11 protein-coding genes and 1 pseudogene are annotated in these 14,125 nt (G+C 69.2%); 5 read left to right on the top strand and 7 right to left on the bottom strand.

Annotated elements, in window-relative coordinates:
- Positions 1 to 217: 217 nt before the first annotated feature.
- Positions 218 to 2,131 carry an InlB B-repeat-containing protein gene (locus tag ACFQVC_RS32500; RefSeq protein WP_381837356.1) on the top strand — a complete coding sequence of 638 codons (1,914 nt, stop codon included), beginning with the start codon at positions 218 to 220 and terminating at the stop codon, positions 2,129 to 2,131.
- Positions 2,132 to 2,215: 84 nt separating this feature from the next.
- Here the strand turns inward: ACFQVC_RS32500 and ACFQVC_RS32495 are convergent, their stop codons facing one another.
- Positions 2,216 to 2,545, bottom strand: coding sequence for a TfoX/Sxy family protein (locus ACFQVC_RS32495; RefSeq protein ID WP_381837354.1), 330 nt, complete (start codon positions 2,543 to 2,545; stop codon positions 2,216 to 2,218).
- Between the two features lie 176 nt (positions 2,546 to 2,721).
- On the opposite strand from ACFQVC_RS32495, the gene ACFQVC_RS32490 reads away from it, so the two are divergent.
- Positions 2,722 to 4,197 carry a hypothetical protein gene (locus tag ACFQVC_RS32490; RefSeq protein ID WP_381837352.1) on the top strand — a complete coding sequence of 492 codons (1,476 nt, stop codon included), beginning with the start codon at positions 2,722 to 2,724 and terminating at the stop codon, positions 4,195 to 4,197.
- Between the two features lie 125 nt (positions 4,198 to 4,322).
- Here ACFQVC_RS32490 and ACFQVC_RS32485 read toward each other — a convergent pair whose 3' ends face one another.
- Together ACFQVC_RS32485 and ACFQVC_RS32480 are read right to left on the bottom strand one after the other, a co-directional pair.
- Positions 4,323 to 4,442, bottom strand: coding sequence for a hypothetical protein (locus tag ACFQVC_RS32485; protein ID WP_381837568.1), 120 nt, complete (start codon positions 4,440 to 4,442; stop codon positions 4,323 to 4,325).
- A 54-nt stretch (positions 4,443 to 4,496) separates the two neighbouring features.
- Positions 4,497 to 4,753: pseudogene (locus tag ACFQVC_RS32480) on the bottom strand (integrase core domain-containing protein); the annotation flags it as partial.
- Between the two features lie 181 nt (positions 4,754 to 4,934).
- Here ACFQVC_RS32480 and ACFQVC_RS32475 point away from each other — a divergent pair.
- The gene (locus tag ACFQVC_RS32475) at positions 4,935 to 5,276 is read left to right on the top strand and encodes an STAS domain-containing protein (RefSeq protein WP_381837350.1); all 342 of its coding nucleotides are present in this window, start codon (positions 4,935 to 4,937) and stop codon (positions 5,274 to 5,276) included.
- Positions 5,277 to 5,953: 677 nt separating this feature from the next.
- Here the strand turns inward: ACFQVC_RS32475 and ACFQVC_RS32470 are convergent.
- The 4 genes from ACFQVC_RS32470 to ACFQVC_RS32455 all read right to left on the bottom strand — a co-directional run bounded on the left by ACFQVC_RS32470 (position 5,954) and on the right by ACFQVC_RS32455 (position 10,749).
- Positions 5,954 to 6,604, bottom strand: coding sequence for a response regulator (locus ACFQVC_RS32470; protein ID WP_381837348.1), 651 nt, complete (start codon positions 6,602 to 6,604; stop codon positions 5,954 to 5,956).
- A 44-nt stretch (positions 6,605 to 6,648) separates the two neighbouring features.
- The gene (locus tag ACFQVC_RS32465; protein WP_381837346.1) at positions 6,649 to 7,833 is read right to left on the bottom strand and encodes a sensor histidine kinase; all 1,185 of its coding nucleotides are present in this window, start codon (positions 7,831 to 7,833) and stop codon (positions 6,649 to 6,651) included.
- A gap of 124 nt (positions 7,834 to 7,957) precedes the next feature.
- Positions 7,958 to 9,895: a hypothetical protein gene (locus ACFQVC_RS32460; protein ID WP_381837344.1), complete on the bottom strand. Its 1,938-nt coding sequence runs from the start codon at positions 9,893 to 9,895 to the stop codon at positions 7,958 to 7,960.
- 308 nt (positions 9,896 to 10,203) lie between these two features.
- The gene (locus ACFQVC_RS32455) at positions 10,204 to 10,749 is read right to left on the bottom strand and encodes a CGNR zinc finger domain-containing protein (protein WP_381837342.1); all 546 of its coding nucleotides are present in this window, start codon (positions 10,747 to 10,749) and stop codon (positions 10,204 to 10,206) included.
- A 91-nt stretch (positions 10,750 to 10,840) separates the two neighbouring features.
- Here ACFQVC_RS32455 and ACFQVC_RS32450 point away from each other — a divergent pair, with 91 nt between their 5' ends.
- Positions 10,841 to 12,067: an MFS transporter gene (locus ACFQVC_RS32450; protein WP_381837340.1), complete on the top strand. Its 1,227-nt coding sequence runs from the start codon at positions 10,841 to 10,843 to the stop codon at positions 12,065 to 12,067.
- A gap of 139 nt (positions 12,068 to 12,206) precedes the next feature.
- A complete protein-coding gene (locus tag ACFQVC_RS32445; RefSeq protein WP_381837338.1) occupies positions 12,207 to 14,102 on the top strand; it encodes a M60 family metallopeptidase in 1,896 nt (631 codons plus the stop codon).
- The last annotated feature ends 23 nt before the right edge of the window (positions 14,103 to 14,125 follow it).

The raw sequence follows: 14,125 nt of genomic DNA, 5'->3' as shown, positions 1-14,125 counted from the left end.
ACCATTGGGCAGCAGGCAGCCGGTGTGCGGTCACGGGGTGCTCAGCCGATCGGTGCCCGCCGAGCCGGTGATTACGCTGCGGCGAATGGCGCCCTGCCGCGCGGCAGGATCACCTTCCGTCCTGGTGCGCTGTGCGTACTGGTTCCGGTATCCGACCGACCGGAGCTCACGAAAGGCCGCACTGATGCACCGTTGGCCCCTGATGGGAGGCGCGGGCTTGGCCGCGCTGCTCCTGGCCACACCGCTCGCCTCACCTGTCCGATCCCATGCCGCCACGGCCGCGGGCCCCGACCCCGATCGCCCGTGGGTCACCCGCACCACCACCGTCGACCTCGTGCCCGCACACTTCAGGCACCTCTGCGAGCGTCCGCAGACCGGGGAGCCGGAGGTGCTCACTCTCTCGCCGTTCCCGTACGAGGTGATGGCGCAGGTCGTCGCGGACTCCTCGTACGACAACGGCAAGGGCACCATCGACTGGACCGGGCACGAGCTCGGCAGGACCGACCGGCGCTGGCAGCTCCATGTCACCAACGCCTGTGACGGCGGCCCGATCTCGATGTCGGGCTCGGCGGACATGGGCCGTTTCGTGTACCACGCGCGGCCGGTGAAGGGGCAGCCGGGGAAGGCCCGGTTCGAGGAAGTGGACACCACCAAACTGCCCGATGAGCCCGTGGAGATCGATGACGCTGCTGACTCTCCGGTCAAGCATGGCGGCCAGACAGGCACGCAAGGCATCGCACGGGCCGCGGGCGCACCCGGACAGGACGCCACCCCGGAGGACCCCGCGGTTGTCGACGTCATCGTCGGATTCACACCGAAGGGGGCCGACGCCGCGCTGCGCGACGGCAGCAGCCTGGAGGAGGTCGGATCGCGGATCGAGAGCATGATGAACCACTCGCTCGCCGACAGCGACGTGCCGGCCCGTATCGACGTCGTCCTCACCCATGAGTTCCCGGAGTACTCCGGCCTGGAAGCGGTTATTCCCATCCGTAACCGGGTGAGCGAATTGAACAATCCGGAGCTCGGCAAGTATGCCGCGAAGCTGCGCGACCAGCACGGCGCCGACCTCGTCCACGTGATCTCCGGGACCAACCGGGCGGACTTCGCGGCCGGTGTCGCGAAGAACGGCCTCACCGGCTTCAACGTCCTGGGGCCCGGCACCGCCGACGTCGGCTGGCACACCTCGGCCACGCACTACGAGGCCATGAAGTCGAAGTACACGTCCAGCCATGAGATGGGGCACAGCCTCGGTCTCGCCCACGACCGCAGAACCCTCGTCCGCAACTCATCCGGGGGCGGCATCAGCAAGAAGGTGAGCAAGCTCTACCCGTATAACACCGGCTGGATCGCACCGAACGAAAAATGGGTCACGATCATGGCCTACCCCAGTTCGTGCCACGGCCCATGCATCCGGATCCCGCGGTTCTCCAACAAGGCCCAGAAGTACGACGACGGCCAGCCGCTGGGCAACGAGCGCAGTGACGCCGCCGCCATCCTCCGGATGACCACTCCGCAGGTCGCCACCTACCGGACGCCCAGGACCCCGCGCACCCGGTACGCCTTGAACCTCACCCCGTCGCCCAAGGCGGGCGGCACCGTGCAGCCCGAGGTGTGGGGCCCCTACCGGCCCAACACACGGGTGACCATCACGGCGACTCCCAAGGACGACTACGTCGTCGGCGGCTGGACGCTCAACGGCAAACGCCACCAGGCCACTTCCACGAGCCTGGCCGTGACCATGGACAAGGCCCAGGATCTCGCCGTCGCCTTCCGCAAGTGCACCTCCCCGGTGCGCGGGGCCTTCCGCCCGCTATGGCTCACGCACGAGGGGGTCAAGGACCAACTTCGGTGCGCCAGGGGCGCGCAGCGCCGCACGCCCGGAAACACCGGCTGGTACCAGCGCTTCGACGGCGGATACATGTACTGGAGCCGCGGCACCGGGGCCCACGCCGTACACGGCACCTTCCTCAAGGCGTGGCAGAAGAGCGGGCAGGTGAGGGGCAGGCTCGGCTTCCCGAGCTCCGAGGAGACCCCGTCCGCCGACGGCAAGAGCGTCGTCCAGAAGTTCCGGGGCGGCACGCTCACCCAGGACACCGCCACCGGCAAGGTCACGGCCACGTACGGGAAGTAGCACCTGGCGGACCACGGCCACGTCCCGCCCCCGATCACAGGCGGGCGGGACGTGGCCGTCCCGCGAACCCCGTGTGAGACCAGATCACTTGGGCGGCAGCCCGGCCGTGGCATCGCAGGCCGCAGGCAGCCAGTCCTCCAGGGCCTCGTCATCGAGGGCTCCTCCCGCCACGTACACCCCACCGCCCGCCGTGCGGCCGCGGAACTCGACGGGGCGCGCACCGGGCTGAGCCGGAGCGTCGCCCAGGTCGTCGGGGTCCACGCGTACGAACAGGTCGTCCCCGGACACCCCGACCACCGTGTTCCCCCGGTCCAGGAAACAGACCGAGCCGAACATCCTCTGCTCCACCGCGTCCAGGTCCGCGCTTTCCAGCCGCCCCCGGACCCGGCTCGCCAGCACCTCGTCATAGACCACAAGCCGACACCAGGCGCACCCCACAGGGCACGCACCCGTCTCCGCCGATCGGCGGGCTCGCGTGGGAGCAGCGGAGTGATGCGCCGCCCCTCGTGAGGGCGCGCCTCCCCCTCCGTACTTGATCTTAATGACTCCTTGGGTGGGTACATGTGTCCGGTCTCCGAAGGAGCCATCCCGTGAAACCACACCTGAGGTACACCGCTGTCGTGGCCGCTCTGGCCGCCATGGCCTCGCCCGGTCTGCCCCCGGCCGCTGCGGCCGGGTCTGCGCCCGTGCCCAAGAGCCAGAAAACAGTCATCGATGTCGCCGTCGGCTACACCCCGGCCGCCGTCATGGGCCTCCGCGACGGCAGCGGCTCTTTGGAGCAGCGACTGAATCCGGACTCTCGCTGGCACCCCAGGGAGATGAAGGACGAGATCAAGGCCGCCGCCCGGCAGATGAACGAGACACTGGCCAACAGCGGCGTGGATGCCAGGGTCAGAATCGTGCACACCTTTGAGGTTCCGTTGTACGTGGGCAACGAGAACCCCATGGAACTGGCCGAAGACTTGCGCCTCGGCAAGGGGCAGGCGGGCAAGCTGGCCCATCAGGTACGCGAGCAGTCCCACGCCGACCTGGTCTCGGTGTGGACGAATCCAGGGCTCCGCAGACAGCCGGGAGCCCTCACGGGAACCGGGAACATGCCCATGGACCCCTCGGCCCCCGAGAAGCTCGCACCCGTCAAGGTCACTCCCCGTACGGACGCCTACGCCTACAGCGCCATCGACGTCTTCCTGGCCCACGAGAAGGGCCCCGGGTTCACCCACGAGCTCGGTCACAACCTGGGGCTCTCCCACGACAAGGCAACGCTGGAATGGCAGATCGCTCACGTGCTCCCGCACTTCGCGGAGGAGAACGGTGCCAGCGAGAGCGACGTCAAAGCGATCGAGGAGCAGCTGCGAAACGAGGACACCCCGCCCTATGAGACAGGCAGAGGCTTCGTCACTCCCGACGCAAAGTACTTCACGGCCATGTCGTACGTGCAGGTCTGCAAGGAGCACGCCAAGAAGATCGGAGCGGGTCCGGACAGCTGCCGGTACTCAGGAACCTACGCGAGTCCGGACCTGCACACCAAGGACCAGGACGGGCAGAAGCTCGGCGACAGCACGAGCGACCAGGTGAAGGTGTTGCGCGAGACCGCACCCATCGTCGCGGGCTACCGCTCCGCCTCGGACGTCGCGCTGGCCACGCGCACCCGGCCGGACCTGCCTGACGCCAGGGTCGAGGTCTCACCCGCGCCGCCGCACAAGAAGGGCCAGAGGCTCACGCTCACCGCCGTCGCACCTGACAGCTGGAAGCTGCGTCGCTGGCACGTGGGGAAGAACCCGAAGGCAGCGAAGAACCCGCTGCGGCTGCCGTATCAGGGCCAGACGGTGACGGCGGAGTTCACCTGCGAGATCGGCGTCGTGGGCGGAGGGGTCGGCAAGGAATGGAAGAAGCTGGAGGCCGCCGCGCTCCGGGACCGGAAGTCACTGCTGTTGCTCGAGCAGGTCGGCTGTCCCATCGCCCCTGCCGTCCGTAAGAAGAACGGCAACGTATCCCAGGAGTTCGACGGCGGTGTCTTCTTCTGGGACGCCAGGACGAAGAAGGCGACATTTGATCCCGACGCGTGAGCGGTCGGCAGCTGCAGCCGTCCTCGGAGCCGCCTGCAGCCCGGGTCTCTGGCAGTGGGTTCGACGAGACCCGGGCGTTGGGGAGCGGCCTGCGGGACTGGCCGCTCCTTGTCGTGAACGATCAGCTACTTGTAGTGGACCGTCAGCTTCTTGCGCTTGCCGTCCCAGATCAGCGTGCCGCCTTCGAACCGCTGGTAGCGCCGGCCCTTGGTCCACGTCGTGTCACCGGTGGTGGGGCAGCCCAAGCGATGACGTTGGTCCGGGGAGTGGACACCGGGTTTCATGCGACAAGTGGCAGCGTACTCGGCTGGAGTGAGGCAGCCGAGGGCGGAGTGGCGGAGGCGGCGGTTGTAGTACGACAGCCAGCGGAACAGTTCCAGACGGGTCCGTGCCTTGGAGGTCCAGCGTCTGCCGTGAGTCAACTCGCGCCTGAGGACCTGGAAAACGATTCCGCCAGGGCATTGTCATGACTCAAGCCGACTCGGCCCATGCTGCGCCGGATGCCGTGGCGGCGGCATACCTCAGCGAAGGCGGCCGCACTGTATTGCGCGCCCCTGCGCACATAAATGGTCAAGCCGGTCTGTTCTGCCTCCGGCAGGGCCGGAGCTGAGGACTCGTACGTCTGGACACCTGTCCACAGGCCACATTGTCAACACACCTCACCCCAACGGGTGTTGCCACCCATGTCCACGACCGCAACCGTGCTGCTAGCGTCATTCATCAGGTGAGGATCCTCCATGAACTGCCCTGCGCTGGAGCCGGACGGCTGTCGGCTCACGATCGAGCCACGGTTCACGACCGGTTCAAGCCTTCTCACCTTGGTCTTGGCCGGTGAGCTCGACGTGCATACTGTCGAAGCGCTCTGCGAATCCGCCGTTCAGCAGATAGCATCCGGAAACCGTCACTTACATCTCGACCTGGCCAGCGTCACGCGGTGCGACAACGCCAGCCTCTTTGTCATTCTCGGCGTACGCCATGCCCTTCACGCCGCAAGCGGGCATCTGGACCTCGTAGCTGTCAGTGAGCCTGTCCAACAAGCCATCGCACGCAACGGCCTCGGCCACGTCCTCCACACCTGAGCCGGCTGGCCAGCGACGCCGCGATATCGGTCCACGGCTCGATCCGAGGGCTGAGGAACATCGGAACGAAAACCCCGTCCTCCCTGGTGGGTAGCTGTCGGGTGTCCTGTTGCTGCGAAGCTTGAGCGAATCTCAGCAGATTCTGACGGAGTGTTGGGGGGTTGGGGTGTTGCCGCGCGATGTTGCGTAGGAGGCTGGATCGTTCGGCTCAGTGTTCCGGCGCTGCGTGGTTGTGTTGTCGAAGTCGGGGCCCGCATCCCGTACTTGCGCACGCCGATACGGTTTGCCATGCTCCCTGTCCTGCTGATCCTGAGATCGCGCAGGGTAGGTGGTACGAGTAGCGAACTCATCGGACGCACCATTTCCGAGAGAGTTCCTGCCTCACGGAGCGACCCTGGTTCATTGCCTGGTGGCAGTCCGGACGGGGTTCCGTCTCATATGACCATGGTGCTGGGCGGTAACCGACGTTGGGCGGCCGGGCGCGAGCTCGGCCCCGTTGACGGGCACCGGGAAGGGGCTCGCCGATTACCGCCGCGCAGCAGAGCAACCCGCCTCCCTACGCGTGGCCGCCAAGGCCGGGTTCGCCCCCGTGGGCCGGGCTCATGACGCGGAAGCGGGCGAGGTCGTCGTGCTGGAGAGACGAGCCCGGGACGCCTGAGGCGCGATCCCTCGGCACGTCAGGGGGTGAGGCCCGCGTCGTGCGCGAGGATCGCCGCCTGCACGCGGTTGAGGCCCAGCTTGCCGAGCAGTTTGGTCATATACGTCTTGACCGTGCCCTCGGTCGTGTCCATCGCCGCGGCGATCTCGGCGTTGCTGAGCCCTTCCGCGAGATGCGCGAGCACTTGCCGCTCACGCGGGGTGAGCCGTTCGAGCTTCGCGAGCTCCGTCTTCGCCGTTGCGAGGGGCCGGCTTCCCCGCAGCGCGTCGATGACCTGCCCGGTCACCGCCGGGTCGAGGGTGGCCTGCCCCTGAGCCACCCGCCGTACCGCGGCGCCCAGTTCGGCAGGTGAGGCGTCCTTCAGCAGGAACCCGGACGCTCCGGCGAGCAGCGCGTGGTCGACGTACTCGTCCAGGGTGAACGTCGTCAGGACGAGCACCTTGGGCGCGGCCGGCAGGGCGGTGATCTCGCGGGTGGCGGCGATGCCGTCGCGCATGGGCATCCGAATGTCCATCAGAACGACGTCGGGCCGGTGCGCCCGCACCGCCTCAACGGCTTCGACACCGTCCGCCGCCTCGGCCACCACCTCGATGTCGTCGGCAGGCTCCAGCATGGCGGCGAAGCCGGTGCGCACGACCGGCTCGTCGTCGACGATCAGCAGCCGGATCACAGCACGCTTCCCCTCGCCCGTACCAGATCCCGCCCTTTTGTCAGTCACAGCGGAATCACCCCACTCAACGCGAAGCCCCCGCTGCTCGTCGGCCCGGACTCGAAGGTGCCGCCGAGCAGTTCGATACGTTCCCTCAGCCCAGCGAGCCCGCTCTGCGCACCGGGCACGGCGCCGGCACCGGTCCGAGTGGCAGCCTCATTGACGACCCGGACGCGCAGCGCACGCTGATCGTCGGTGGTGGCGAGGTCGATCCGTACCGGGGCACCGTGCGCGTGTTTGGCGGCATTGGTCAGACCTTCCTGCACCAGGCGGTACGCCGCCCGCTGCACGCTCGGCGCGATGTCCAGGGCGGCGGGCGGCGGCCCGGACCACTCGACCGGGGTGCCGAGCCCTCTGGCCTGGTCCACCAGGGCGTGCAGGTCATCGAGTGTGGGCTGGGGGGCGAAGTCGGCGTCCGTGCGGCCGGACGCGGCGCTCAGCACGCCGAGCACGTCCCTGAGTTCCGCCAACGCGGTCCGTCCCAGGGTTCTGATCTGTGCGGCTTCCTCCGCGACCGCCTCGGGGCCGCGGTCGGGCTGGGATTGAAGGGCACCTGCGCGGATGACCAGGTGCGCGATGCGGTGCGAGAGGACGTCGTGCATCTCGCGCGCGATGCGCTTCTGTTCCTGGGCCCGCGCCCGGTCCGCGATCAACTCCTGCTCGCGCTCCAGCTGTCGGGCCCGCACGACGGCGACGGAGGCGAGGGCCTGGCGGGAGCGCGCGTACAGCCCGATGAGCTCGGGCAGTGCGACCAGGAGCAGAGTGAGGGTCAGGATGTGGCCCGCGGACTGGCGGGGACCGATCTGCGCCCAACTGTGTGCGGCCATCGCGCACAGCGTGAGGGCGATACGCACGGACCGGGAACGGGCGTAGGCTCCGACGCCGAACATCGCGACGGCCAGCGCCACCGGCTCGTAGAAGAGCAGGTCGCTCAGCATGACGAAGAGCGCCACGTGCACCGGCCAGCGGCGAATCAGCACGACGACCGCGCCGAGCGCGACCGGCAGCAGACCGCGCACCCAGACGTGGGGGTGCAGTAGCCCGTACGGCTCGTCGGTCAGCGCTTCGAGTGCGCCGACGGCCGCGACGGCGGCACTGAGCGCGATGTCGGAGGGGGACGGCCGCCAGGGCGCACTCACGGGTGGTGCGGCGCTGGGGGAACTGGCGGTCATGGTGTCCCGTTCCGTCACATTTCTCATCGTAGATATGGGGCAGCGGGCCCGCGCTCTGTGAGGAGGTCACGCGGGCCCGCTGAGATTGCGCGGGCGATTACGCCAGTGCTTGTAGCTGTACCTGTGCCGTGTGGCTTACGGCTCAGGCCTGGGCGCCGGAACGGCGACGCAGAGTGGCGACCAGCACACCGCCGGCGCCGATCAGACCGACCGCGCCGAGGCCGAGACCGGTCAGATCGGCGGCACCGGTGTGGGCCAGGCTCTTGCCGGTGGCCTTCTGCTCGGCGGCCTTGGCGGACTTGCTCTCCTTCGCGCCCTGGGTGTGCTCGCTGCCGGTGACCTGGCGGTCGTGACCGGCGGTGATCATGCCCTGGCCGTGAGCGTCGTGGTCGCCGGTGCCGGGGACGACCGGGTCGATACCGATGTTGCTGCCACCGTCGTTGTGGTGCCAGCCGATCAGACCCGGCTCCGGAACCTCCGGGGTGGGGTGGATCGGGTCGACTCCGATGTTGCTCTCGTCGTCACCGCCGTTGTGGTGCCAGCCGATCAGACCGGGCTCGGGGATCTCCGGGGTGGGGTGGATCGGGTCGACACCGATGTTGCTCTCGTCGTCACCGCCGTTGTGGTGCCAGCCGATCAGACCGGGCTCGGGGATCTCCGGGGTGTCGATACCCGGGTGCCAGTCGATGAGACCGGGCTCGGGGATCTCGCCGGTGCCCGGATCGACGATGGGGTTGTGGTCGTCAATGATCGTGCCCGGGTCCGGGATCGGACGGACCGGGTCGATCGCCGGGTCCACGATGGGGTTGTGGTCGTCAATGATCGTGCCCGGGTCCTTCGGATGCACCGGGTCGATGCGCAGGTCGGTCTCGTCGGCGAGCTTGCCCTTGACGACCACGTCGACGAACTGCTTCCAGAGCTTCTCGTCCTGCTCCTTCCAGCCCTTGATGGTCTCGTTGTGGTCGCGGACCTTGCCCTTCATCTGGTCGAGGAGGTCGTTGACGGCCCGCTGGTGCACGTCACGCAGTTCGCCGCTGGTCTTGATCCGGGCCGCCAGCGCCTCGAGCTGGTTCATCACCTTGTCGTGGGCCGACTTGGCCTGGTCGCGGTCCGACTTCGCGGTCCGCGCCGTGTCCCTGGCCAGCTCAGCGGCGGCCTTCAGGTAGGGGCCGTCCTCCTTCTTGCTGTGCGGGTCGGCAAGCCACCGCATGTAGTCCCGGCTGGCCTTGTCCGCCAGGCCCTGCTGCTTCTTGTACGTGGCTTCCTTCTCCGTGAGGTCGGACTTGAGGCCCTTCTCCGTACCCTCGAGGTCGTGCTTCTTCGCCTCGGCATCCTTGACCTGCTTGTCGAACTCGGCGCCCTTCTTCGCGTTCCAGTCGCGCTGGTTGCCAAGGTCCTTGAGCGCCTTGTCGTAGTCCTTCTCGGCCTTTTCGCGCTTCTCCCCCTGGGCCTTGGCGAGGTCCTTGTCGTACTGGTCCTTGGCCTTGGTGAAGTCGTCGCGGTGGGGGTTGCCGACGATGTGCGGGTCCTGCGGCTTCGGCTCCTGCTTGCCCGTGGCGGGCGTCTTGGCCTCGTCCTTCGCGGGCTGCGGGGTCTTGGTGCCCTCGGTGCCGGTGGCCGGGGTCTTGGTGCCCTCGGTGCCGGTGGCCGGGGTCTTGGTCTCGGAGGTCTTGGTCTCCGGGGTCTTGGTCTCCGGGGTCTTGGTGCCCTGGTTGCCGGTGGCCGGCGTCCGGGTGCCCTCGTTGCCCGTGGCAGGCGTCTCCGGCTTCTGACCCTGACCGCCCTGGCCCTGCTCCGACGTCGCGGGCTCCTTGACACCCTCGTCCGACGTCGCCGGGGTCTGCGTGCCCTGGTCAATGGCGGGGGCCGGGTTCTGCGCCTGGTCCGAGGTCGCCGGGGTCTCGTCCTGACCAGCGGTCTCGGGCGCGGTGACCGACGTCTCGGAGGTCGCCGGGGCGACGGAGTCCTCGTCGGCGGCGAAGGCGGCGGTGTTGCCGAAGACGCCGGAGACGATGCCGATGCCGGCGACGACCGACGCGGCGCGGGCGACGCGCTTGCGGTTCAGAGTGTGCTTGGCCATGTCCTTGCTTTCCCTTGTGACAGGTGATCCGGGTCGGCAACGTCCTTGGCAAGCGGTGGGCCGCCAGGCGCCGACAGATCCACCATCGCCCGGTGGGGCAGGCAGTCAGCAGGGCAGGAAGGACCGGAAAGGTCCCTGACTGCCGCTATCTTTCGATAGCTCGTCCGTGCTGACTTCGGAGAGCGCGGCAGCTCGGGCCGAGACGTACGCGGGTGTCCTGAGTGTGTCGTGAGCGGGGCCGCCCCAGCCGCGGAATCCTCCGTCAACTCTCCTGGAAACAGGGGATATTGGGCCCCTTGCGCCAAGGGCTAACGGGTACCTCTGCGGGCACGGTAAGCGGCGGTCTTGGCGCGGGCCGCGCAGGCAGTGCCACAGTAGCGGCGGGCCCCGTTGCGCGTGAGGTCGACATAGACCCGGTCGCAGGCGTGCGCCTCGCAGGTACCGAAACGGTCCTCGCCGAGGGTGTCGATGACCAGGGCGAGGGCCGTCGCGAGTTCGCCGCCCACCGCCTGGACCGGACCGCCGGTTCCGTGGAAGTGGAGGTGGAACGGCTGACCGGTGTCGTTGGTGAGGTAGGGGTGGGCGTGGCAGCGGTCGATGAGGGTGTTGAGGCGTGTGGCTGTGGCCGCGATGCCGGGCGCCGTGAGCGCACCGTGCAGATCGGCGGCCAGCTCCACGAGCCCCTCCCCCGCCCCCTCGGTGTCCGTGAGAGCCGTCCTTCGGGGTTCGGTGAAGTGGGTCGCGAAGCCCGAGAGCACCTCGGCGGCTGTGGGCGCCTCGTAGGGGGCGCCCTGGCGCAGGCCAGGGACGGCGAGATTGACCAGAGCGGCGAGCAGCTCGGCCTGGCGTCGCATGTTACAGGCTAGGTTCATTTGACAGGTAACCCTCACTCGCACACTCTCGTTACAGGTAAATCTCATTTTGATGGTAACCGGAGGTGTGGGTATGAACGCCTACCGCCACGTACTCGCCCAGCGCGGCGTACCCGGCCTGTTCACCGCCCTGGTCACCGCCCGGCTCTCCACCTCCGTGCTGAGCCTGTCGCTGCTGCTCGCCGTGCGCGAGGCCACCGGTTCCTACGCCACGGCCTCGCTGGCGCTGGCCGGGCACGGGCTGTCCCTCGCCTTCCTCGCACCGGTCCTGGGGCGGCTCTGCGACCGGAGCCGCCCCGGCCGTGTGCTGCTCGGTGCGCTCGCCGCCCAGGCACTGGCCTACGCAGGCCTGATCACGGCCTTGAGCGCCCACGCCCCCGCAGCCGCCTTGATCGCCACGACCATGCTGGTCGGCGCCTTCACCCCACCCGGCAGCGCGGTCGCCCGCGGCACCTGGCCCCGCCTCGTGCCCGCCGAGCGACTGCCGACCGCCTACGCCCTGGACGCGGTCAGCAACGAGGCCACCTTCATCAGTGGCCCGCTCGTGGTCGCCGCGATCACCGCCTTCTCCTCCCCGGTCCATCTGATCGCCGCCGGTGCCGTGGCCACCGCGCTGGGCACCGTGGCCCTCGCCCTGCACCCGGCCGTGCGCCACGCCCCCGCCGGCACCGCGCCGGACACCTGCCCCCGCGGCCTCGAGCAGCGCCTCGGCCCCTTGGCCGTTCCCCGGGTGCGGCACCTGCTGCTGATCGCCTCTGCCGGCACCTTCTGCTATGGCCTCATGCAGGTCGGTGCGGCCGCCGGCGCCACCGCCTGGGGCGCCACCTCCTCGGTCGGCCTGATCGTCAGCGCGCTGTCCGCCGGCGGTGTCGTCGGCGGCCTGATCTACGGCGGGCGCCGCTGGCCGGGCGACCACCGCGGTCACCTCACGGCCCTCTACGCCGCGAGCGGTGCCGCCCTGTTCACGGCGGGCGCGGCCCCCAACTTGCTCGCACTCGGCGTGGTGTACGCCGTGGTCGGCCTGATCTGCGGAGGCCGCGACACCGTCGAACAGCTGCTGCTCGGCGAGGCGGGGCCCGAACACCAACGCACCGAAGTCTTCGCCTGGCTGGGCACGTTCATGTGGGGCGGCTACTCCCTGGGCACCGCAAGTGCCGGTCAGCTGATCCCGCGCTTCGGCACCGTCACCGCGTACACCACCGGAGGCGTTGTCCTCCTCACCGCAGCCCTGGCCGCCACCAGCCTGCGGGCCGTCAAGGCCACGGCCGTCCCCGCGGCCGGAGCCGACCTCAGGGGCTAGCAGGGCCCCTCGGGCCATTCCGCCCGCCGTCGGACCATGCCGCCTCTCGGCCGACGCGGCAGCAGCCACGTGAGCTCTTGATGATCTTGCCCCCGCGTGCCTGCCGACCCGGCACGCCCTGCCGACGCACGATGCCTCCATGCCCATTCCCGCACCCGTCCAGGCACCTCCCCCACCCCCTCCCTCTGGCGGCGACCTCCGCGAACAGCACCGCCCCACACCTGTCCGACGCACCACCGGAGCACTGCTCGGCGGCGCGGCCGCCCTGCTCGTCACGGCCGCCGCCCCACTGCCGCCCGGCCCCGATCCCAAGTCCGAGGTCCACACCGAGATCAACCAGGCCTACGAGCCCGCCAAGGTCATGGTGCCGGGCCAGAAGTTCACCGTCGCCTACAACTTCTTCCACACCGGCCCCGGGACGGCCGACAAGATCGTCGCTGAGGCGAGACTCCCCGCAGGCCTGACACTCCTCCACCCCGGCGGCGGGCCCTGCCGAGAGCCCGAAGAGAACCATCTGCGGTGCGAGTTCACCGACCCGGGCCAACCCGGCAAGGACCTCTTCGCTTACGCCGTTCCCAGCTTTCAGGTCGACAAGGACGTCCTGACCAAGGGCGGCAAGGACGTCGCGCTCAGTGCCGACCTGACGATCAGCTCCTGGCGCGACGGCGCGGTCTCCGACAGCAGCAACCTGCGCCGCACGATGCGGATCAAGCCCGCACCCGTCTACCCCGCGCCCACCGATCCGTCCGTCTTCCCCCAGAGCCGCACCGCCACCTGGCACCCGCTGCCGTCCGCCAAAGCGGAGCAGGAACGCCTCGGCCGCTGGCACAAATGGCCCGAGTACCGGCCGACCGGCTTCCACCTCAACGCGGGACAGGACCTCACCGTCGACGTACGGCAGACAGAACCCGGCGACCCGCTCCCCCAGTTGGTCATCGGCAACCACGCCCTGATCGACACCACCGAACCGGGCACCGACCTCCCCGAGCCGCGGACGTACGACCTCAAGCCGGGCAAGAACACGATCAACGACTACCGTGGCGGACCCGTCAACTACCGCTACGTGGACGACCGGCCGAACCCACAGGAGCACCCGGTGACGGTCACCCTTGGTGAAGAGGCGCACCCGATGCCGTACTACGAACTCGGCAGGACCACCGGCAAGCAGTGGCGCGCCATGCTCGCCGCCGCTACCTCGCCGTACGCCCAACTCGCCAGCAAGCGAGTCCACTTGACGGTCAAGAGCGAGACCGCACGCGAACACGCCACCGCCGACCAGGACGAGCTGCTCAGGACCTACGACACGCTCAGCGAGGCCGAGGACGCGATCAGCAACGTGGGCGGCCGTGACCCAGGGGCCGCGGCGGCGAGTCAACTTCCGCAGCAGATCGTCGAGTTCCGCACCGGCGGCACGGCCAACGCCGCGGACCATCGGGTCGCCTGGCCCACCGACTGGGGCAGCGGCGAGCTGCTCACCGCCGACGGCCTGAAGAAGTCCTGGGGGCTGTGGCACGAGCTCGGCCACCAGCGTCAGATGGCGAAGTGGACCTGGCGCGCCATGCAGGAACAGACCGTCAACATCTACTCCCTCGCCGCCGACCGCCGCCTGCCCGGCACACAGAGCGCGCACGCCACCCCCGCGGAGTGGAAGCTGGCTCTCGAGTACCTGGAACTGCCCGACGCCGAGCGGGACTTCGACGCGGCCGGCGGCGGGACCATGCAGGGCTCGAAGTACCACTTCGGCCGCTTCGCCATGTTCGAGCAGCTGCGGGTGCTGTTCGGCGACGACTTCTACCAGCGGCTGCACGCGGCCGCCCGCCCGGCGACGATGGCGGCCGCGGGCGACGACGCGGCCCGCAAACGCTTCTTCATGGTCGAGGCGAGCCGGGCCGCGGGACGGGACCTCACCGCCTACTTCACCGCATGGGGGCTGCGCCCCGACGGGGCCGCCAAGCAGGCCATCGCGTCGCTCGGACTGCCGCAGGCGGAGGCCCGGCTGGCGCGTACGAACCCGTACGCGAAGGGCGGGATGTAACCCACGGCCACATCGACGACGGG

Source organism: Streptomyces monticola, assembly GCF_042665355.1.
GTDB classification, from domain to species: Bacteria; Actinomycetota; Actinomycetes; order Streptomycetales; family Streptomycetaceae; genus Streptomyces; species Streptomyces monticola.
This window is presented reverse-complemented; position numbering and strand designations above follow the sequence as displayed.

Excerpts from the sequence above, each read along its gene's own strand:
- ACFQVC_RS32475 (WP_381837350.1), top strand. The coding sequence starts at position 4,935 with ATGAACTGCCCTGCGCTGGAGCCGGACGGCTGTCGGCTCACGATCGAG.
- ACFQVC_RS32460 (WP_381837344.1), bottom strand. The coding sequence starts at position 9,895 with ATGGCCAAGCACACTCTGAACCGCAAGCGCGTCGCCCGCGCCGCGTCG.
- ACFQVC_RS32455 (WP_381837342.1), bottom strand. The coding sequence starts at position 10,749 with ATGCGACGCCAGGCCGAGCTGCTCGCCGCTCTGGTCAATCTCGCCGTC.
- ACFQVC_RS32450 (WP_381837340.1), top strand. The coding sequence starts at position 10,841 with ATGAACGCCTACCGCCACGTACTCGCCCAGCGCGGCGTACCCGGCCTG.
- ACFQVC_RS32445 (WP_381837338.1), top strand. The coding sequence starts at position 12,207 with ATGCCCATTCCCGCACCCGTCCAGGCACCTCCCCCACCCCCTCCCTCT.